Source organism: Metabacillus dongyingensis (assembly GCF_019933155.2).
In the GTDB taxonomy this organism is placed as follows: domain Bacteria; phylum Bacillota; class Bacilli; order Bacillales; family Bacillaceae; genus Bacillus_P; species Bacillus_P dongyingensis.
This window is the reverse complement of sequence record NZ_CP082944.1, coordinates 3,979,754-3,999,969: the sequence shown is the minus strand read 5'-3', so window position 1 is coordinate 3,999,969 and position 20,216 is coordinate 3,979,754. Positions and strand designations below refer to the sequence as shown.

The following is a 20,216-nucleotide window of genomic DNA, read 5'->3' as shown; positions in this document are numbered from 1 at the left end:
CAAATAATTATGAAAAGGCAGGCAGGGGATCTATTAATACAGACCAATCTGATGCCATTTCTTCATCCGTCAGAAGACAGCCGTCAAGAGAGGTCTCTACTTCAGCTTTTGAAAGATCAATTCCGATAAAAACTAGTTCAGTCATGCGGTCTCCAAATGTATCATCCCAGCGTTCAAGCAGTTCAGGTTCTTCTGTCAACGTTTGTTTTTGTTCTTCTTCTGAGTAAGAGGCAACCCATTCTCCTGCACCTTGAATCATGATGGACGTACCAGCCTGTGAAAGAAGCCCTGTCGTGTCATTTCTAGTGGCGATCCAGAAAAATCCTTTTGCCCGAACAACATCAGCAGGCCAATTTTCAAGCCATTTCATAAAGCGCTCAGGGTGAAAGGGCTTTTGTCTTCTGTAGACAAAGGAAGAAATTCCATATTCTTCTGTTTCAGGGGTATGCTCTTCATTTAATTCTTTTATCCAGCCCGCAGACTGACTTGCTTCTTCAAAATCAAAGCTCTTTGTGTTAAGTATTTCTGATAAGGGTACATTGCTGAATGCTGTTTTCAGGATCTTGGCATCCGGATTCAGTTTCCTGAGAACCCCATACAATTCATCTATATCTTCTTCGTTTAAAAGGTCGGTTTTGTTCAATAAAAGCACATTGGCAAATTCAATTTGATCAATTAACAAATCAATCACTTCTCTAGTGTCGTTTTCATCTGTTCCATGCTTGCGGTCAAGAAGATTTTCTCCTGAGGAAAAGTCGAACCAGAAGCGATTGCCGTCAACAACCGTTACCATTGTGTCCAAACGGCAGGTTTGCGAAAGATCAATGCCGACTTCTTCATCAATATACGTAAATGTTTGGGCTACAGGCACAGGCTCACTGATGCCAGATGATTCGATCACAATGTAATCAATATCGCCATTCTTAACAAGGCTCTCTACTTCCACCATTAAATCTTCGCGAAGGGTACAGCAAATGCAGCCATTTTGCATCTCAACCAATTTTTCTTCGGTCCTGCTGATGGGATTCTGTTTAATTAAGCTTGCATCAATATTAATTTCGCTCATATCGTTTACAATGACAGCCATTCGTCTGCCTTCTTTATTCTCAAGAATATGCTTTAAAAGAGTTGTCTTGCCTGCACCTAAGTATCCGCTCAGCACGGTAACGGGTATTTGGTCTATCATGAAAAATTCCTCCTGTATCATATAAATAATAATGATTACGATTTACAAAAAACATCATATAGCAAAACTAACCTAAAAAACAAGTGTTGTGATATATTAAATAAAAAAAAGATTTATAAGGAGAATTGCAGATGAGATTGTTAGATGAGATTATTGAGCATAATACCCAATTTGTAGAAAAACGCGAATACGAAAAGTTCCAGACCACCAAATTTCCTGACAAAAAAATGGTTATTTTATCCTGTATGGATACTCGGCTTGTAGAATTGCTGCCTCAGGCTATGAATATAAAAAATGGCGATGTTAAAATTGTGAAAAGTGCCGGTGCGATTGTAGCTCATCCTTTCGGCAGCATCATGAGAAGTATACTGGTAGCGGTCATGGAACTTGGGGCAGATGAAGTATGTGTAGTCGGCCACTATGATTGCGGAATGAGCAGCCTTAATCCGGATTCTTTCCTTGAGAAAGCCATGAAACGCGGAATATCTCAGGATAAAATTGACACCCTGAATTATTCAGGCCTTCATTTAGAAGAATGGCTAAAAGGGTTTGATAACGTTGAAGAAAGTGTAAAACATAGTGTGAGCGTTATTCGCAACCATCCACTGCTTCCAAATGATGTACCTGTACATGGATTAATCATCGACCCGTCTACGGGAAAATTGGACCTTGTAGCAGACGGTTACCTGGAGTGATCCTTTTTTTCAGGTACAGGGTCAAATCCTCCGGGATGAAAGGGCTGGCACTTCAAGATCCGCTTAAAGGTCAAATATCCGCCTTTAAGTGCGCCGAATCTCTTAACTGATTCCAAACCGTAATGAGAACATGTCGGATAAAACCGGCAGGATGGCGGCTTCAGCGGAGAAATGAATTTTTGGTAAAAACGTATAAGTGCAATTAATAGCTGTTTCATATATGTCACCTCTTCTTATGCCTTAAGTATACTGCAAGAAGAGAAGAAGTTAAAATTGGAAGATTTAATTCGGACAAAATAGATGAATTTTATCGGAATTAATTGTATGATGAATAAAGAAGTCTTATTAAGGAGTGGTATTTATGCCATCAGTTGAAAGTTTTGATCTGGATCATAATGCAGTAAAGGCACCATATGTCAGACATTGCGGCGTACACAAAGTAGGAAGCGATGGACTTGTGAATAAATTTGATATTCGTTTTTGCCAGCCGAACAAGCAGGCAATGAAACCAGATGTAATCCACACATTGGAGCATTTACTGGCGTTCAATATCCGCACACATTCAGAAAAATACGATCACTTTGATATTATCGACATTTCTCCTATGGGATGCCAGACAGGCTATTACCTTGTCGTAAGCGGTGAGCCGACAGTGGAAGAAATCATTGATCTTTTAGATGACACGCTTAAAGATGCTATTGAGATTACTGAAATTCCTGCTGCAAACGAAAAGCAATGCGGACAGGCAAAGCTGCACGATTTAGAAGGAGCGAAGCGTTTAATGCGCTTCTGGCTTGATCAGGATAAAAAAGAATTGGCAAAAGTATTTGGTTAATCGCTATAAAGTAAAAGCAGGCCTTCATTCAGAAGGCCTGCTTTTTTGAGTATTTTTGCCTGATTGACGGAAGAGAGCGGATAATGATACACTTCAAAACGTAATAATTACGATTTGTAAGGAGGGTTATTATTTGAGCGATAAGTATGCGTTTTTATTTTCCATTAAGATGCTGCAGCATGAAATTTCAGAGCTTTCTGACTACATAAAAGAAAGCGACTATTGTTTCCGGCTCCTCACAGATAAGCTTGATGATCTTTCAAAATTTGTAATGGATGAAAAAAATGACACGGAGTGGCGGTTATGGGGAGAGGATCCAGATATCAGAAAATATTCTGAAATACTCAGGGGAACATCTGCAAAAGCCATCAGTACGCTGGAAAAATATCAGTCTGCCTGTACGGCTAATCAAGAAATGGATGCATCAGAGTATCTGCTTTCTCTTTCAGAATCAGTTAAAAAGGAATTAGACAGCTATGGGATTACAGCGTGCTCGAATGTTGTCTTTATAGGGTCAGGAGCTTTTCCTCTTTCTGCACTTACAATCGCAAAGGAGACAGGGGCTCAGATTACATGTCTGGATATCGATGTTGAAGCAGTTGAAATGGGGAAGAACATTGCAGTGATAACAGGACTCGAGTCTGCTGTCTCCTTTACACAGCATCCGGTTTCCCAAGTACCTGTTCTCAGAGATGCCACGCATGTCATTATAGCCTCTCTCGTACAGGAAAAGGCAGAGATTCTAGAAGAGCTAAAATCATTGATTCCAGTAGGAGCAAAAGTGATTATCCGCTATGGAAATGGCTTGAAGTCCATCTTTAATTATCCTTTTGATTTCACGTTATCAGCGGAATGGGATCAGGAAAAAGTTGAACAAAAGAATCTCTTTTACGATACTCTCGTTTTAAAAAGAGGCATGACTGGCGTGAACGGAAAGGGTTTAGACTACATATGACATTACATAACTTTGTTGCAGCTCCTTTTGGAAATACATTAATCGCCGGAACAGGACCCGCTGCCATTAATATGGCCGTTCAAGCCGCAAATGGCTGGACTGACAAGCTTGGACTGGTTAACCGTCCGGGAGCTCATACAGACCGTTTAATCAATTATTTCAATCAGAATGAAAAAATAGTGAAATCCAGGTATTTGACAGAAACGAATGCTGATTTGGGCGGCGAAGCTAAGCTTGATTTTTTTTATGGTGACTACCGCTTAATAGATGATATATGGGAAACAGTTATCATCTGTACACCAAGTGACAGCTATGTCGAAGTCCTGAACCAGCTGTTTAGCAGGAAATTAACTAGGCTGAATAAAATTATTTTCCTTTCTCCCGGAATCGGATCGAACATATTAATCGGCCGTCATTTTAAAGAAGAATTAAAAGAGATTGAATTGATTAGTATGTCTGCCTATTACGGAGCGACAAAATACGAAGAAGACGGTATAAATGTCCGGACTAAAGCATTAAAAAAACGTATTTATCTCGCTTCATCCAACAAAAAAAGCGGACATATTCATTCTGTTTCCAAGTTTATTGAAAGTCTAAGAGTAGAAGCAAGAATCGTTTCAGCACCGATTGAAGCGGAAAGCAGAAATGTCACAACCTATGTACACCCTCCTTTTTTCATGAATTCATTTGCAATGAGGCAGATTTTAACGAAAAATCAGTCACTCAAGTCTATGTACAAATTATATCCCGAAGGACCTATTACGCAGCATTCCATCCGTGTGATGGTGAAGCTTTGGAAAGAGATATCCAAAGTGGTTGAGTATTTTGGCGCGAAGCCGGTTAATCTTCTTCAGTTTTTAAACGACGATAATTATCCTGTTCATAATGAGACTCTCTCACGGGAAGACATTGAACAGTTTCAGACCTTCAGTGAGGTGAAGCAGGAATATCTCTTGTACATCAGATATTCAGCCATTTTGATCGATCCTTTTTCCAGGCCGGATGAGTACGGGAGATATTTTGATTTTTCAGCTGTTCCTTTTAAGCAAGCTGAAAGGGACACCAGGGGAAGATGGGCTATCCCAAGAATTCCGCTTGAAGATTATAGGAAGTTGAAAGGGATCTATGAGCTTGGCCAAGCTGCCGGAATAGAAATGCCTCATGCTTTAGCGCTCATAGAGACGTTTGTAGCGGAAGTGAACGGTTTTGCCGAGAAGACACAAGCGGAGTACTCTAATTTTGACAGAAAAATTGAAAGCCGGCTCTTTTCAGGTCATGGAAGGAGGGAGCTATGATGAAAAACGGAGTCATCCTGGCGATTCTCTCTTCTTTCGTTTTCAGCATCATGAATGCCCTTGTAAAAACCGTCAGTCTAAACATTCCTGCTGCAGAAGTGATGTTTTTCAGGAGCATCATCGGAACAGCTATTATCTTTGTCATGATGAGACAAAGCAAGGTTGCTTTTTCTAAAAAAGGAGTGCGGATGCTTTTTGTAAGAGGTCTTCTCGGTGCCCTGTATTTATATGCCTATTTTTATGCCATATCTAAAATACCGCTCGCAGATGCAAGTATAATTGCCCATTTATCAACGATATTTGCGATTATTTTATCTGCTGCATTTTTAAAAGAGAAGGTATCAAAAAGTACGTTTTATATTTTGCCGCTTGTTTTTGTCGGAGCAATTTTACTTGTGAAGCCGTTTCATTATTCTTCCTATTCCGTCTATGCACTTGCAGGGGTTTTGAGTGCTTTGTTTGCAGCAGGGGCGGCTGCTTCTATCCGTTATTTAAGCAAACTGCATCATTCCTATGAAATTGTGTTTTATTTTCTTGCAACGGGCACCATTCTTTCAATTCCGCTAATGTGGAACAGCTTTGTGATCCCGACGCCTCTCGAATTCTTTTACTTGGCATGCATCGGGGTTGTTTCCCTGCTTGGCCAGATCTTTCTTACCAGAGCCTTCACGCATGAGAACATTGTAGTTGTGGAGGTTACAAGATATATAGGAATTGTCTTTAATGCGCTTTGGGGCTTTTTATTTTGGACTGAGGTGCCAGATGCTTATACGATTATAGGAGGCACACTGATTATTGCTGTATGTATCATGCTTTCTATAAAAAAGAGAAAATTAGATACAGGAAATTCAGGTCTTGCTAAGGGATATATTAAAAAAATAAATTGACTCATATGGAATTGAAAAGTAATATTTAGAATACAAATCGTAATTGTTACGAATTAATAATATTACATAAGGATGGCTGATGAAATGAAAAAGAAGATTCATAGGACAAAAAAACTCCTTTTACTATTATTGGGCTTAGTGATTCTGACTGCAGCCGGCTGTTCATCTGATAACAGCTCATCACTGTCCGGCGGAGAAAAATCAGGAGAAACAGAAAAAAAGGTAAATATGATTTTCAGCTTTAAATCAGCTGACATGGATCCGCATAACGTTTTTACACCGGTTCGTGCAGGTGTAACAGAAACACTGCTTAAGCTGGGTGAAGATTCAAACATTGAAGGCTGGCTCGCAGAAAAGTGGGAAACCTCGGATAACACGAAATGGGTATTTACGATACGAGAGGGCATTACCTTTCAGAACGGGGCAAAGCTTGATGCAAAAGCTGTTCAAGAATCACTTGAAAAAAGTATGGAAGCAAACGAATCCCTCAGTGCCTCATTGAAAATCAAATCAATGGAGGCACAAGAGCAGACGCTTACTATTACGACTGCAGAACCCTATCCTGCTTTACCTTCTGAACTGGTAAACCCTTATACATCCATTGTTCATGCAGCTTCTGAAAAAGAAATGGGAAAAGAAGCATTTATAAATGCGCCAGTTGGAACGGGGCCGTTTAAAGTGAAGAAATTCACGCCGAATCAGGAAGTGATTGTAGAGAGAAATAACAGCTATTGGGCAGGCAAGCCAAAGATAAAAGAAGCTGTCATAAAATTTAATGAAGATGCTAATGTCCGGGCGCTTGCTCTGCAATCCAAAGAGGCAGATGTAGTTTATAATCTTCCGGCTGAGGGACTAGAGTCAATTGAAAAGGACGAAACTTTGAAAGTCGAATCAGTACCCGGCCTAAGATCACATATTATTCTTTACAACCAGAAAAGTCCATACGTTTCAGATCTTAAGGTCAGAGAAGCTCTGAATGTTCTCATCGACCGCAAGAGCATTGCAGAAGACATAATGCTGGGGCATGGCATACCTGCGAACGGACCATTTAACAGTACACTGCCATTTGGAATTAAGGATGAAGTGAAGGAATTAGACGTTGAAAAAGCAAAAGAGCTCCTTGCTGATGCTGGCTATAAAGAAAATACTGACGGCAAAATGGAAAAGGACGGAAAACTGCTTAAGCTTGAATTGATTACTTATAAAGCAAGACCTGAGCTGCCATTAATAGCCCAGCTGCTGCAATCAGATGCAGCAAAAGCAGGCATTGATATTGACGTAAAAACAGTAGAAAATGCAGATACTCATTTAGCTGAACATACAGATTGGGATTTGGCTACTTACAGTAATAATACTTCACCGCGAGGAGACGGCAGCTACTTCCTGAACACTGCATTCACAGAAACAGGTGCACTAAATGTCGGGAAAATTAGGAATGAAGAATTGATTGATGTTATTAATACGCTGAATCGCACTGAGGAATTTAAGGAGAGAACGAAAATTACCCAGGAGGCAGCAGCTGTTATTAATAAGAATGCTCTTCACAGCTACGCTGTTTATCCTAATATTCTTATAGGGATGAGTGACAGAATTAAAGACTGGAAGCCTACAGCAGAAGAGTATTACATTTTAACCCATACAATGGATGTGGAATGACGTGCTTCTTCTTATAAGAAAAAGATTTCTTCAATTAGTGATGGTAATCTTCCTTTTATCTGTTTTTACATTCAGCTTAATGAAGCTTGCTCCGGGTGACCCGGTTCTGTCCATTCTGAATGCAGATGAAATGATGGTGACACAGGAGGATCAGGCAAGGCTCCGTACGGAACTTGGCTTTGATCAGCCTCTTTATAAACAATATGGACAGTGGATGCTTGGAATAGTGAAGCTTGATCTTGGCACATCTTATATGAGCGGGAAGCCTGTGTGGGATGAAATGATGGATCATTTGCCGGTCACCCTGCAGCTTACTGCTTTCGCCCTGCTCGTCATGGTGTCTATTTCAGTTCCGCTTGGGATTCTTTCTGCCCGTAATCCAGGCAAATGGCCTGATCATATCAGCAGAGTGTTTGCTCTTATTGGAGCATCTATTCCAAGCTTTTGGCTTGGCTTGATATTTATTTACTTTTTTGCTTTCAAACTTGGGCTTCTTCCTTCTGCAGGGATTGGAACATTTCCTCAAATGATCTTGCCCTCCCTGTCCCTCGGACTATCTTTGGCAGCAGTTTATTCAAGACTCATCAGGGCAGGACTGCTTAACACATTTTCGGAAGACTACGTTCAAGCAGCTCGGGCAAGAGGAGTGAAGGAATGGAGAATCCTCTGGTTTCATGCCTTTAGAGCAGCGCTTCTTCCGGTCATAACGGTCTTTGGATTAAGCATGGGCAGCCTGCTTGGAGGTGCGGTGGTCATAGAGATCTTATTTTCATGGCCAGGCCTTGGCAGCATGGCTGTTGATGCAATTTTCAGCCGCGATTATCCCCTTATTCAGGGATATGTCCTTTTAACGGGTGTTTTTGTTGTTGCTGTGAATCTGCTTGTAGATTTATCCTACCAGCTTATTGATCCTAGAATAAATCAGGAAAGGGGGAAGACTGGTTGAAGGTCTCTTTAACTTGGAAAAAGAATATGCGGGGTGCTTATAGAATGAATTCAGCAACGATGACATGGATAGGGATCATCTCTCTATCTATCATTGTCCTTATTACTCTTCTTGGACCAATCCTTGTACCGAATGATCCTTTAACTGCGAATATGGCAGAGCGTCTTTCCCCGCCAAGTTTAACTCATCCTCTAGGGACGGACCACATGGGCAGGTGTATCTTTTCAAGACTTGTGATCGGATCTCAAGCTACACTCGGCATAACCTCCCTTGTTATTGCAGCCGTAGTTTTAATCGGCATTCCATTTGGTTTGCTTTCAGGATATATAGGAGGTCGGATTGATACATTGATAATGAGGCTGGCAGACGGTCTGGCTGCACTGCCTGAATTTATTTTAGCCATTGCCATTGCAGGCTTTCTGGGTCCGAGCTTAGTTAATCTTATGATTTCGGTCGTACTTGTGAAATGGATCAGCTACACAAGAGTAGTAAGGGGCATTGTTTTATCAGAACGTGAAAAGGAATATGTGTTGGCAGCTAAGGTTGGAGGATGTCCCGCATGGAAAATTATCATTAGGCATTTGCTTCCGCAAATTCTGTCACCAGTTCTTGTGCTTGCAGCACTTGATGTAGGGAAAGTCATTCTGATTATTTCCTCTCTCTCCTATCTTGGACTTGGCGCTCAGCCTCCTGCACCGGAGTGGGGTGCGATGTTAAATGACGGCAGGCCATATTTTCAAACTTTTCCTGAAATGATGGTATATCCAGGATTGGCCATTTTTCTTGTAGTATTGTCCTGCAATTTAATTGGAGAAGGTTTAAGAGACAAGCTGGATGTTAAGAGCATCTAGATTTGGGAGGCGGAAAAAAGATGACTGAAGTCATGGAACTTGAAAGAATCCAACATATAGACACATCGAGAGCTGATCAGGCTGTTCTTCTTGAAATAAGGGACCTCTCTATTTCATTGCGTTTGAGTGAAAGAAAGCTTGTGGAAAAGGTGAATCTGACTTTAAAGCGCGGGGAAATGCTTGGACTTGCGGGTGAAAGCGGAAGCGGAAAAAGCTTAACTGCTCTGGCTGTTTTAGGATTGCTTCCTCCTGAGCTTTATGTTGCTGAAGGTTCAATCATGCTAAACGGCAAAAAGATTACATGCCTTTCCGAAAAGGAATTGAGAGTCCTGCGCGGCAGGGAAATTGGTTATATCTTTCAGCATTATCAGGGAAGCTTTACTCCTTTTATAAAAATTGGCAAGCAGCTTGTTGAAGCAATTAGAAGCCATTTTGAACTAACTAAAAAAGAAGCTAAAGAAAAAGCCCTTATGTGGCTTAACCGTGTACAGCTCCCTGCAGAAAGAATCTTTGGAAGCTACCCCCACCAGCTTAGCGGCGGCCAGCTTCAAAGGGCTTCCCTTGCATCAGCGCTTATGCTTGAACCTTCCCTTATTATTGCTGACGAGCCGACAACAGCACTGGACGTGCTTGCAGGGGAAGCTATTCTTGATTTATTCGCACAGCTTCAGCATGACCTGTACTGCAGCGTTTTGCTGATTTCTCATGATTTGAAGCACTTGTTAAAAAGAACAGATTCTATGGCCGTTATGTACGGGGGACAAATTGTCGAAAAGGGATTGACGGATACCATCAAAAACAGATCCATCCATCCATATACAAAGCTTCTGCTGAATGCAAGACCTGTATTGAGCCGTGAGCAGCCAAAGGAATTAACTGCAATTCCGGGAGATCCCGGACTGGTTGCCGGTGACGGATGTTCGTTTGCGTTAAGATGCCCTTTGGCTTTTGAACAGTGCAGGGCCGTTCCAGCATTAGAAGAAGCAGAGATCTTGCATTTTGCAGCTTGCCATGCAGCATGTGATCGGAGGCATGAATGAAATGCTAGAAGTTAAAAACGTATCGAAATCCTATCAGTCAACGCTAGTCTTAAAGGATATTTCCTTTCAAATGGCCCAAGGCGAATGTCTTGGGCTCATTGGCGGAAGCGGAAGCGGGAAGAGCACGCTTGCAAAGCTGATATTGGGAATTGCACAGTGTGATGAAGGTGAAGTTATTCTAAATGGTGCTGATTTTCAGAGTCTAAAAAAAGGTGAGCTGAGAAGGGCAAGACGTCATGTGCAGGCTGTATTTCAGGATCCTTCAGCTTCCTTGAATCCAAAGCTTCGTATTTGGAAGTCAATCATCGAACCACTCGAAAATTACCCGGATGCAGTCCCTCCTTTTTTGATAGAGGTTAAAGCGGACAAAAGAAAGATGGCAGAAATCCTTCTGAGTAAAGTAGGCCTGCAGCAGGACTTAATGAACAGATATCCTCACCAGCTTAGCGGCGGTCAAAGACAAAGAGCCGCAATTGCAAGAGGCATCAGCCTTCAGCCAAGTCTGCTCATCTGTGACGAGCCTACATCCAGCCTGGATGTGTCGATACAGGCCCAGATTCTGAATCTCCTCAGAGAGCTGAAAAATGAATTTAATATGTCTTACCTGTTTATTTCTCACGATATGGCAGCGGCTCGATATATGTGTAATCGGTTTGCTGTCCTTAAAGAGGGTTCACTTGTTGATCTTTTTTCAGCAGATGACCTTTTTGGAGTGAATCGTCATCCCTATACAAGGAAACTTATTGCAGCTGCAATGGAAAGCTGAAAGCAGAACAGCGGCTGAATCCGCTGCTCATGTATGATTCTTGATTATTTACAAAGTTTTGCTGAAATCCCTTATCAAAAGGGATTTTTTATTTCAGATAACAAAGTAGAGGTGTTTATTATGAATCATAAAAAATATATCATGCTTGCTATTCCCCTTACTCTTTCTGCGATGACTACACCTCTTATTGGAGCTGTCGATACGGCTGTAGTCGGACAGCTCTCTGATCCAGCTTTTATAGGAGGAGTGGCGGTAGGGGCTGTTGTGTTTAACACGATGTACTGGCTTTTCGGATTCTTGAGAGTCAGCACTTCCGGCTTTACGGCACAGGCACACGGAGCCATGGATGAGAAGTTAATGACTCTCAGTCTGGTTAGGCCTTTGATCTTGGCGATATCTGTCGGCATTCTATTTGTCCTTTTTAGAAATCATATTTCTGACCTTGCCATGACAATCATTGAACCCGCTGATGGGGTCAAGGATTATGCGCTGCAATACATTGATATCCGAATATGGGGTGCGCCATTTGCATTAATTCAATATGTTATTCTTGGCTGGCTGATGGGTTTGTCGAGAATTAAAGAGGCTTTCTATTTGCAGATAGGGATGAATGGAATGAATATCATCCTGGATATCCTGTTTGTTCAAGGATTTTCATGGGGAGTGCAGGGGGTTGCGGCCGCAACTCTGATAGCGGAGGTTTGTGCGGTCATCGTTGGATTTTTCCTGATCATCAGCAAAAAGAGCTTTTCCTTTACATCTCGCGAATTAACAGAGATATTCGCATGGAGAGAAGTTCTGACTATGCTTTATGTGAATCGGGATTTATTTATTCGGACTGCCTGTCTACTGATTATGTTTAACCTCTTCACAAAATTTGGCGCTTCTTTCGGGACAGAAATGCTCGCTGCAAATGCCATTTTAATTCAGATTCATTATTTAATGGCTTATTTCTTTGATGGGTTTGCAAATGCTTCAAGTATCCTGTGCGGGCGGGCAATCGGATCCAATGATAAGAAGGATTTTTCCAATACCTTATCCCTTTCTTTTCAATGGTCAATTTACACAGCACTCTTTGTCACATTCATTTATCTTTTGTTTAAAGAAGCACTTATTCGTTTGTTCACCAGAATAGAACCAGTTGCAGATCTTGCTTCGGAATATGGTAATTGGCTGTTAGTATATCCTGCAGCAGCTGCCTTTGGTCTTGTTCTTTATGGAGTGTTTACGGGTGCTGCTTCTGCTGCGCCTGTGAGAAATTCCATGATCTATTCGTTGTTTGTATACCTGATTGCTTTATGGTCTCTTTTGCCTATTTATGAAAATCATGGCTTGTGGCTCTCTTTTTTATTGTTCGGCATAGGGAGGTCTCTTTTCCTGATCATGTATATTCCTGGACTGAAAAAAAGAATCCATGCTCTTTAAACCTTAAGAAAATACCCAGACTGTAAAATCATTCAGTTGCGATGAAGCAGCTATTTCTGTATACTGTTCTCATTGTTTGTACATATGTCCGCATAAGAGATACACAATGCGGATTAGGAGGAAGCTTATCATGATAGGAAGATTATTGATTTCATGTGAGGACCGGCCTGGAATTGTGGCTGCGGTCTCACGTTTTTTGGCAAATGAGGGAGCCAATATTATTCATTCGGATCAGCATTCAACAGATCCTGTAGGCGGTCTGTTTTTTATGAGAATCGAATTCCAGCTGCTTGGGATTGAAGATAAGATTGAGGAGATCAGAACCCGATTTGAAAAAACAGCAGAACCGTTTCATATAAAATGGCGCATGTCCTGTGCCAGCGATAAAAAGAAAATTGCCATTTTTGTTTCTAAAGAAGATCATTGCCTGCAGGATCTTCTTCAGCGTTTCCGGCTTGGAGAGCTGTCTGCGGAAATCTCAATGGTAGTCAGCAACCATGATGATATGAGAGAAATTGTGAAGCCATACGGCATTCCGTATCATCATATACCTGCAACAAAGGATACTAGGGAGGAAGCGGCTAAACGCCATCTTTCTTTACTTGAAGAAGCCCATGTGGATACAGTTGTGCTTGCGCGTTACATGCAAATCATACCGCCTGTTATGATTGAGAGGTATAAAAATCAAATCATCAATATTCATCATTCGTTTCTCCCGGCATTCGTCGGCGGAAAACCGTATAATCAGGCATATGACCGCGGTGTGAAAATCATCGGTGCTACTGCGCACTATGTAACAGAAGAGCTAGATCAGGGTCCGATTATCGAACAGGATGTCGAACGTGTCAGTCACCGTTATCAGATTAAGGATTTAAAGAGAATTGGAAGAGATGTCGAGAAGCTTGTTCTTTCAAGAGCGGTTGGCTGGCATTTAGATGATAAAGTGCTCGTTTATGAAAACAAGACTGTCGTGTTTCCATAAGATAATGATTCATGCAAAAAATCCGCTATGTGCGGATTTTTTGCGTTTGATGCAGAGGGGTCTATTTCTTCACACTCTGCTTTAAATCAATTTTTTCGTATACTTTATCAAGCAGGATTTTGTCATTTAAAATGGTTTGCTTATTTTCTTCAACCAGTTCCTTAAATGATTTTTTTTTAATTCTCATCCGTTAATCCCCTTTCGCTGCATTCTGTCGCTGAATTCCTTTTCAAGCTTAGATTCGCAGAGCTCATAAAGCTGGCCTTCTGCCGTTCTATATATCCCCATATCAAGCAGCTGTTCAATTAATTCATTTTTCCTTGATTCAGCAGCTCCATGAATCGTTGTTTTCATAAAGAAAAGTTCACCTCAATATAAATGATCATGATAATCATTCTCAACTAAATTATACTTGCTTTTAGTAAGCAAAGCAAGTTCTTCCTGAATTCTTATAGGCCGAAAATGGTTCCTATTATATATATCACCAAATGAAAAAAACAAAACCAGAAAATTTGTTTTTAAAGAAAAGATGGTTTATTATATAAATAGTAACCATTACGATTTATTTTATCATAACATCCTGATAAATGAAAGGAAGAGGAGATTGGCTAGGAAAGCAAAGGCAGTGAAAGAACGGAAACGACAGGCAATGGTTGAAAAATATAGAGAACTAAGAACACAGCTGAAAGAGGAGGGGGATTTGGAGGCTTTAAGGAAGCTCCCGCGTGATTCCTCCCCGACTCGCTTGAAGAATCGCTGTGAAATCTCAGGAAGGCCGAGGGGATATATACGCAAGTTTAAGCTTTCAAGAATTGCTTTTAGAGAATATGCCCACAAAGGACAGCTCCCGGGAGTGAAAAAAGCTAGCTGGTAGGGAAAAGGCGGGTGATGCATGATCACCCGCCTTTTACTATTTTCGATAAGAAAGCTCGGCAACTGCATCATGTAGATGAATGGATTCTTCATTTCGGCATTCGACATGAAAGGCAGCCGCAAAATCTAGCTCATAAAGGTCTGCTGCTACTAATCGCACCATATCTTCTACGAAACGAGGATTTTCATAGGCTGTTTCTGTTACCATTTTTTCATCAGGACGCTTTAGGACGGGATGGATCATGGCACTTGCATTTGTTTCTGCTGCAGCAAGCAGCGCTTCTTTCCAGTCCTGTTCCTCGCGAAAGTCTTTTGTGAATTCTACATCCATCGTGATAAACCCGCGCTGATTATGGGCACTGTATTCACTGATTTCTTTTGAGCATGGACAAAGAGTTGTTACGGCGCAAGTAAGCTTTGCGCTGGATGTGAACCCTTTTCCTTCTTCATACTTAATTTTTAAGCCTGCCGTTGCATGGTTCAAGCCGGCAAGCTCAGAGCTTGGTCCCTTTCGCTCATAAAACCATGGAAAGGTAACTTCTATTTCAGCATCCTTTTGTTTAAGGCGTCCGGCAAGCTCTTTTGTAAAATCATACAGCTCTGTTAGTGAAAGAGTGAAACCTCCATTTAATCGGTACTTCTCAAGCTGCTCTGTAAATCGGCTCATGTTTGTGCCTTTAGCTTCATAAGAAATGGATGATGTCATTTTAAAGGAAGCAACGGTCGTTTGTTCCTTTGGACTTAATGAAGATATGATACGAACGGGATATTTCACATTGCTGATTCCAACTGCATTTATATGAAAAAGAAAATCTTTTTTTGAATTTTGCAGATCTGGCATTTTGTCTTTTTCGGTGGGTTTCGTCTTTAAACCTGGTTCAACGGAACCAAAGAGTCTATGTCTCTCTTTTTTCGGCGGTAATGTTATCTCTCTAATCATGGATGATCTCCTCTCAAGTGCCTCAATAATAGAGAGTATACTTTACAAAGATAGGTAACGGCAATTAAAAATGTTTAAAATAGAGGTGTTAAGGCAAGTATCACGAATGATTTTCACAATTCGGCAAGAATAAATTTTTCACTGAATTTGCATAATTTAAGGACAAGTCCCGTATGATATAATGCTAGAAGAAAAGAATAGGATTGGAGTTTTATGATGAAAAAACCAGCCTCTTCTATTGTGAAAGAGTCATTTGCTCTTGCATTAATAGGATTGTTTATTTATCTTTTTATTTTCATAGATTTCGGAGATTTTCAGATTGATGCACCAAAAGCATTTCTGAATTTGAATACCATTTTCTTAAGTATCGTGCTTGAGGCCATCCCTTTTATTTTGCTTGGTGTTTTTGTATCGGCTCTTATTCAATCGTTTGTATCAGAGGAGATGATTCAGCGGTTTCTGCCGAAGAACGCAATTATTGCTCTTTTTCCCGCGGCCCTGCTCGGCATTATTTTTCCTGTTTGCGAGTGTGCGATTGTCCCAATCGTCAGACGCTTAATTAAAAAGGGGATGCCCCTTCATGTCGGAATTGTCTTTTTAGTTGCCGCTCCGATATTAAATCCTGTCGTCTTTGCATCTACATATTATGCTTTCCAATCTTCAAAAGAAATTGTTTACGGCCGGATGGGACTCGCATTTGTCGTTTCCATCTTGGTTGGATTCGTTGTGTATCTACTTTTTAAAAACCGCGATCAGCTGAAGTGGACAAGAGAAGAATTGGTTGGAAGAAGTGCAGGAGCAGAGCCTGTTAAAGGAGGGAACAAATTTAAGGAAACACTTTTCCATGCAAGTGATGAGTTTTTCGAAATGGGAAAATATCTGATTCTGGGAGCATTTATTGCGAGTGTTTTCCAGACATTCTTGGATCGGTCTATGCTTGCAGAACTAGGTTCGAGCGACTTTTTATCACCAGCAATAATGATGGCATTCGCTTATATTCTCTCGCTTTGTTCAGAAGCTGATGCGTTTGTTGCCGCTTCATTCGGAGGAACATTCACACCAGGCTCGCTGCTTGCTTTTCTCGTGTTCGGTCCAATGGTCGATTTAAAGAATACAATCATGCTGTTTGCCTTTTTCAGAGTGAAGTTCGTTGCAGCATTTATCGGGATAGTAACGGCTGCCGTTTATGTGTCCGTCTTAGTGTACCAGCAGTTTATATTATAAAGGAGGGAATCCTAAAGCAATGGAAAAACAAAGAGATTACCGTTTTCACATCTACCTGCGCGGAATTATCTTAATGGGGTTTACGATGCTCCTATTTAAGCTGATCATAACGGGAGATATTCAAAATTTTATTGCTCCCCGCATGCTGCCATTTATCTATTTTGCAGTGATCATCTTTTTGCTTTTGGGTGTTGTGCAGATTTGGAGAAGCGGCAGTAAAAATGAAGAAGAATTATACTGCAATTGCGGCTTTGATCATTCGGGGAAAAGTACGCCGATTCAATCGATTATGATCTATTCCATGTTTGTTTTCCCGGTTGTGACCGGTTTTGTCTTCCCTGATGTGGTTTTAGACAGTTCGATTGCCGCAAAACGCGGTTTTAAATCAGGGTTAAGCGGGTCTCAAGAAACGGCAAAAAGTGAAGAGCCTCCAATGGATGAGGATTTAGCCGAGCTTTATTTACAGGATCCTGATGAATATATGAAGCAGCTTGAAGAGAGGGTTCAAGAAAAATCTCAATCGCCGGAATCCAGTCCAGATGTGCCTCTTGAACATCCAGACGAATTCCAAATCCAAGCTCCTCCAGACGGGTTCTATGAAGAGCTGGAAGCAAAAATGCTGAAAATGAAAAAAATTGTTTTAACAGAAGAGAATTACATTGCCATGACAAACATTATGGATAAAAACCCTGAAAAGTTTGCCGGTAAGGAAGTAGAAATGCTCGGATTTGTTTATCGGGAAGAAGACTTCAAAGAAGATCAATTCGTGGTAGCACGATTCGGACTATCGTGCTGTGTTGCCGATGCATCTGTATATGGAACGCTTGCTTCGATTGATGATGGAGAGAAATATCAGCAGGATGAGTGGGTGAAAGTCTCCGGTATCATTAAAAGTGTGCAATACCAGGACTGGGTTCTTCCTAATGTAGAGATCCAATCTATTGAAAAAATTGAGCAGCCAAAAGAACCTTATGTGTATGAGAAATATTAATAGAAAAAACCAGCAGGATTTTAATTTCCCTGCTGGTTTTTATCTTATTTTAGAGCATTTACAGCATTGATTAATCCATGACCTGCTTCACCATCATATCCATTTTTAAATAAATCGATAGAAGAAGATTGAACAATGTGCTTTACTTGAGCCGGAGAGAGCTGATCCTTTCCATGCTTTGCGATGATAACTCCTGCAAGTGCAGCTGCTTTAGGAGCTGCCATTGATGTACCTGCTTTGTAGCCGTATCCTCCAGGTACAGTGGCTAAACATAGATAAGTATTATCTCTGCCTGCCCCGGTACTTGGATTGTAATTCGGCCCTAAATCACCGCCTGGAGCAATCACGTCAATTTTCCCAACTCCATAGTTTGAGTAGAAAGCCAAGTTTTTAAGCTTTCCGCCAGCTGAAACACGAATCATGCTCTGGCTGCTCGGGCTTCTGTGAGTAGATCCATTATCATCACCAGAGAGTTTGCCCGGACTGCTGATATCAACTGCGTTGTTGCCCGCAGAGCCTACAACTGTTACGCCTTTTTGAATGGCATACTTAATTGCACGATTAAAGAGCTGGACATCAGCAACGATATCTTTAGTAGCGAACTCAGGATTTTGGTACCAGTCGTAACCGCCCAAGGACATGTTTACTACATCTACATTATCATCAGCAGCAGCCATAAGGGCTTCAGCGATATGAGCGGTTTCAGCTCCTCCTGTTGGTCCAAATACACGGTATGCAGCTACTTTTAAATCAGGCCCGACACCCATTGTTCTTCCTTTAGCTGCAATCGATCCGGCAACGTGTGTGCCATGTCCGTTTTCATCTTTAGGATCTGTAAGACCCGGTACAAAAGATTTTCCGTATGCGTAGTTTTCTTTTAAATCAGGGTGAGTATAATCAATCCCTGTATCAATGACGCCTACTACAATATCTTCTCCGACAGCTGCTTTTCCAGTACCGCCTGGAAGTTTCCATGAGGCGCCGTTGTCTGTAACCTGCTTAATATCCCATTGAAGCGTCTCATACAGATCTGCTTGTGCTGTTTCAGCTTCCTGGAGCGTTAATTCTGCTTCAACTGCAGGTGTCTCAGGGTACAACTTGTTCTGAATGCCTGCCTCAGCAATCTGGGAGGATTTTTTAACTTCTGTTAAAAATTCAGGATTTGCAGAAGTAACTTCTACTGCACCAACATGTTCAAGCGTGCTGCTTATTTTTCCTCCAGCATCTTCTACTAATTTTTTATACCCAGACGGTAAATTAGCCTCGTTTTTGAAGATAACTATGTATTTTTTCTCAAGTGTCTGAGCCTGTCCTGTTTGTGCAGCCCCTGCAAATACGGCAGAACCACAAAGTGAAATAGTCAAGATGCCTGCAAAAATAACTTTCTTCAATGTCATTATTTATAACCCCCTTTGTTTTCTTAATTTTCATTATATTATAAAGAATATGGGAAAAATGAATATTATTCGTCATATTTCTTGCTCTTGAGGCGGTTGAATAAACCTATTGCTATAAGATTATTATCCATTTTGAAGGATTTGGAAAACAGTAGTGACTTTTAGGCTGCAAAGGATGCTGTTTAATATTGAGCATGGTCAATCATTTTGTCGAAATGATCGTCCTTTTATCATGATTTCTTTTTAAATTCCAAAAAAAAATACGCCTGATCATGTCAGACGTTTTACTTGTTATGTTGTTTAGAATCTGATTCCTGTGTGTTTTCTTCTTTATGAAGAGGATCAATCTTATGCTCGTATTTATAAGCTTTTGACGTAGTCAGAACACTAAGCACCAGCACAATAATAATAATAATAATGCAGATCGCAAAAATATAAAACATGTGATAATCTCCCCCTGTATACCATAATTGTATCAGAAATCCGACAGTAAGCTGTTTTATTTTTTCTTAAAAGGGGTAATTTATAAGTACACAAGGAGGAGATTGAAAATGTCTGATAAATTAGTGCAAACAGTAAATAAACAAGTAGCTAACTGGACTGTTTTATATGAAAAATTACATAATTACCATTGGTTTGTAAAAGGTCAAAACTTCTTTACACTGCATGAAAAATTTGAAGAGCTGTACAATGAAGCACATGTTCATATTGATGAACTTGCAGAACGTCTATTAGCACTTGATGGAGAGCCTGTAGCGACTCTAAAAGAATGTCTTGAGCTTTCCACAGTAAGCGAAGCAGAAGGCAAAGAAACAGCAGAGCAAATGGTGAAAACAGTCTATGATGACTTTTCAAAAGTTGCCGATGAACTGAAAGAAGGTATGGATCTTGCAGATGAGGTCGGCGATGAAACAACAGGAGACATGCTCCTTGCTATTCATCAAAGCTTAGAAAAGCATAACTGGATGCTGAAATCATTCTTGGGAAAATGAGGCTGCCGCAGGGCAGTCTTTTTTTATACTCTAAATAAAGTGTTTTCAAAGCGGTGATAGAACTGAAAAATCGCCTCCACTATGAAAAAAGTGCGTCAAAGAATACCAAAATAACTAGTAGATTTTCCTTGCCGTCCGCCGATGATAAAATAGAGAGAAGGGTAATAATGACGCTAAGTTCAATAAGGGCAGGTCAGCGAGCTGCAGAAAACATTAAGAATTGCTCCATAGACAAATGGCCACGCAGGCTGTGACAAACATGATGGAGGATTTTACAAAG

The 20,216-nt window shown here is 40.8% G+C and carries 23 protein-coding genes; 16 read left to right on the top strand and 7 right to left on the bottom strand.

All coding sequences use genetic code 11. The features are described 5' to 3' along the window. Nucleotides 1–7: 7 nt before the first annotated feature. The gene (locus K8L98_RS19885; protein ID WP_275976721.1) at nucleotides 8–1,186 is read right to left on the bottom strand and encodes a GTP-binding protein; all 1,179 of its coding nucleotides are present in this window, start codon (nucleotides 1,184–1,186) and stop codon (nucleotides 8–10) included. Nucleotides 1,187–1,317: 131 nt separating this feature from the next. Here K8L98_RS19885 and K8L98_RS19880 point away from each other — a divergent pair, with 131 nt between their 5' ends. Further along, entirely contained in the window at nucleotides 1,318–1,881 is a 564-nt protein-coding gene (locus K8L98_RS19880; RefSeq protein WP_223437482.1) for a beta-class carbonic anhydrase, read from the top strand. Here K8L98_RS19880 and yidD read toward each other — a convergent pair. Next, nucleotides 1,869–2,099 carry a membrane protein insertion efficiency factor YidD gene (yidD, locus tag K8L98_RS19875; protein WP_223437480.1) on the bottom strand — a complete coding sequence of 77 codons (231 nt, stop codon included), beginning with the start codon at nucleotides 2,097–2,099 and terminating at the stop codon, nucleotides 1,869–1,871. The two genes, K8L98_RS19880 and yidD, sit on opposite strands and share 13 nt — an antisense overlap. 143 nt (nucleotides 2,100–2,242) lie before the next feature. On the opposite strand from yidD, the gene K8L98_RS19870 reads away from it, so the two are divergent. From K8L98_RS19870 to purU, 11 genes are all read left to right on the top strand, one after another. Next, nucleotides 2,243–2,716 (top strand): S-ribosylhomocysteine lyase, encoded by a 474-nt coding sequence (locus tag K8L98_RS19870; protein ID WP_070878755.1) that lies wholly within the window; start codon nucleotides 2,243–2,245, stop codon nucleotides 2,714–2,716. A gap of 133 nt (nucleotides 2,717–2,849) precedes the next feature. Next, a complete protein-coding gene (locus K8L98_RS19865) occupies nucleotides 2,850–3,671 on the top strand; it encodes a nicotianamine synthase family protein (protein ID WP_223437477.1) in 822 nt (273 codons plus the stop codon). Beyond that, entirely contained in the window at nucleotides 3,668–4,966 is a 1,299-nt protein-coding gene (locus K8L98_RS19860; RefSeq protein WP_223437475.1) for an opine metallophore biosynthesis dehydrogenase, read from the top strand. The genes K8L98_RS19865 and K8L98_RS19860 overlap by 4 nt, the downstream gene beginning before the upstream one ends. Further along, on the top strand, nucleotides 4,966–5,853 hold the full coding sequence (locus tag K8L98_RS19855; RefSeq protein WP_275976720.1) for a DMT family transporter: 888 nt from the start codon (nucleotides 4,966–4,968) through the stop codon (nucleotides 5,851–5,853). The genes K8L98_RS19860 and K8L98_RS19855 overlap by 1 nt, the downstream gene beginning before the upstream one ends. A gap of 84 nt (nucleotides 5,854–5,937) precedes the next feature. Further along, nucleotides 5,938–7,509 carry a nickel ABC transporter substrate-binding protein gene (nikA, locus tag K8L98_RS19850; protein WP_223437471.1) on the top strand — a complete coding sequence of 524 codons (1,572 nt, stop codon included), beginning with the start codon at nucleotides 5,938–5,940 and terminating at the stop codon, nucleotides 7,507–7,509. A 1-nt stretch (nucleotide 7,510) separates the two neighbouring features. Continuing rightward, nucleotides 7,511–8,455 (top strand): nickel ABC transporter permease, encoded by a 945-nt coding sequence (nikB, locus tag K8L98_RS19845; protein WP_223437469.1) that lies wholly within the window; start codon nucleotides 7,511–7,513, stop codon nucleotides 8,453–8,455. Nucleotides 8,456–8,481: 26 nt separating this feature from the next. Beyond that, nucleotides 8,482–9,306 carry a nickel transporter permease gene (gene nikC / locus K8L98_RS19840; protein ID WP_223443615.1) on the top strand — a complete coding sequence of 275 codons (825 nt, stop codon included), beginning with the start codon at nucleotides 8,482–8,484 and terminating at the stop codon, nucleotides 9,304–9,306. Between the two features lie 20 nt (nucleotides 9,307–9,326). Next, complete coding sequence (locus K8L98_RS19835; protein ID WP_223437467.1) at nucleotides 9,327–10,346, top strand: ABC transporter ATP-binding protein; 1,020 nt, start codon at nucleotides 9,327–9,329, stop codon at nucleotides 10,344–10,346. Between the two features lies 1 nt (nucleotide 10,347). Further along, nucleotides 10,348–11,112 (top strand): ABC transporter ATP-binding protein, encoded by a 765-nt coding sequence (locus K8L98_RS19830; RefSeq protein ID WP_223437465.1) that lies wholly within the window; start codon nucleotides 10,348–10,350, stop codon nucleotides 11,110–11,112. A 120-nt stretch (nucleotides 11,113–11,232) separates the two neighbouring features. After that, nucleotides 11,233–12,537 carry an MATE family efflux transporter gene (locus K8L98_RS19825; protein ID WP_223437463.1) on the top strand — a complete coding sequence of 435 codons (1,305 nt, stop codon included), beginning with the start codon at nucleotides 11,233–11,235 and terminating at the stop codon, nucleotides 12,535–12,537. A gap of 130 nt (nucleotides 12,538–12,667) precedes the next feature. Continuing rightward, entirely contained in the window at nucleotides 12,668–13,519 is an 852-nt protein-coding gene (gene purU / locus K8L98_RS19820; RefSeq protein WP_223437462.1) for a formyltetrahydrofolate deformylase, read from the top strand. A 61-nt stretch (nucleotides 13,520–13,580) separates the two neighbouring features. On the opposite strand, the gene K8L98_RS19815 is transcribed toward purU, so the two are convergent. Continuing rightward, entirely contained in the window at nucleotides 13,581–13,706 is a 126-nt protein-coding gene (locus tag K8L98_RS19815; protein ID WP_223437460.1) for an FbpB family small basic protein, read from the bottom strand. Further along, on the bottom strand, nucleotides 13,703–13,873 hold the full coding sequence (locus K8L98_RS19810) for a Fur-regulated basic protein FbpA (RefSeq protein ID WP_223437459.1): 171 nt from the start codon (nucleotides 13,871–13,873) through the stop codon (nucleotides 13,703–13,705). Before K8L98_RS19810 ends, K8L98_RS19815 begins: the two co-directional genes overlap by 4 nt. Before the next feature lie 250 nt (nucleotides 13,874–14,123). Here K8L98_RS19810 and rpsN point away from each other — a divergent pair, with 250 nt between their 5' ends. Continuing rightward, nucleotides 14,124–14,393 carry a 30S ribosomal protein S14 gene (rpsN, locus tag K8L98_RS19805; RefSeq protein WP_275976719.1) on the top strand — a complete coding sequence of 90 codons (270 nt, stop codon included), beginning with the start codon at nucleotides 14,124–14,126 and terminating at the stop codon, nucleotides 14,391–14,393. A 36-nt stretch (nucleotides 14,394–14,429) separates the two neighbouring features. Here rpsN and folE2 read toward each other — a convergent pair whose 3' ends face one another. Beyond that, nucleotides 14,430–15,332: a GTP cyclohydrolase FolE2 gene (folE2, locus tag K8L98_RS19800; protein ID WP_223437455.1), complete on the bottom strand. Its 903-nt coding sequence runs from the start codon at nucleotides 15,330–15,332 to the stop codon at nucleotides 14,430–14,432. A 216-nt stretch (nucleotides 15,333–15,548) separates the two neighbouring features. On the opposite strand from folE2, the gene K8L98_RS19795 reads away from it, so the two are divergent. Both K8L98_RS19795 and K8L98_RS19790 read left to right on the top strand, forming a co-directional pair. Further along, nucleotides 15,549–16,556, top strand: a complete 1,008-nt coding sequence (locus K8L98_RS19795) for a permease (protein ID WP_223437454.1) — start codon at nucleotides 15,549–15,551, stop codon at nucleotides 16,554–16,556. Between the two features lie 19 nt (nucleotides 16,557–16,575). Beyond that, nucleotides 16,576–17,547, top strand: coding sequence for a TIGR03943 family putative permease subunit (locus tag K8L98_RS19790; protein ID WP_223437452.1), 972 nt, complete (start codon nucleotides 16,576–16,578; stop codon nucleotides 17,545–17,547). 44 nt (nucleotides 17,548–17,591) lie between these two features. On the opposite strand, the gene K8L98_RS19785 is transcribed toward K8L98_RS19790, so the two are convergent. Continuing rightward, nucleotides 17,592–18,944 (bottom strand): S8 family serine peptidase, encoded by a 1,353-nt coding sequence (locus K8L98_RS19785; RefSeq protein WP_223437451.1) that lies wholly within the window; start codon nucleotides 18,942–18,944, stop codon nucleotides 17,592–17,594. Nucleotides 18,945–19,228: 284 nt separating this feature from the next. Then, nucleotides 19,229–19,387 carry a YtzI protein gene (gene ytzI, locus K8L98_RS19780; protein WP_223437449.1) on the bottom strand — a complete coding sequence of 53 codons (159 nt, stop codon included), beginning with the start codon at nucleotides 19,385–19,387 and terminating at the stop codon, nucleotides 19,229–19,231. A gap of 108 nt (nucleotides 19,388–19,495) precedes the next feature. Between ytzI and K8L98_RS19775 the strand changes: the two genes are divergently transcribed. Beyond that, on the top strand, nucleotides 19,496–19,936 hold the full coding sequence (locus tag K8L98_RS19775; protein WP_223437447.1) for a Dps family protein: 441 nt from the start codon (nucleotides 19,496–19,498) through the stop codon (nucleotides 19,934–19,936). The last annotated feature ends 280 nt before the right edge of the window (nucleotides 19,937–20,216 follow it).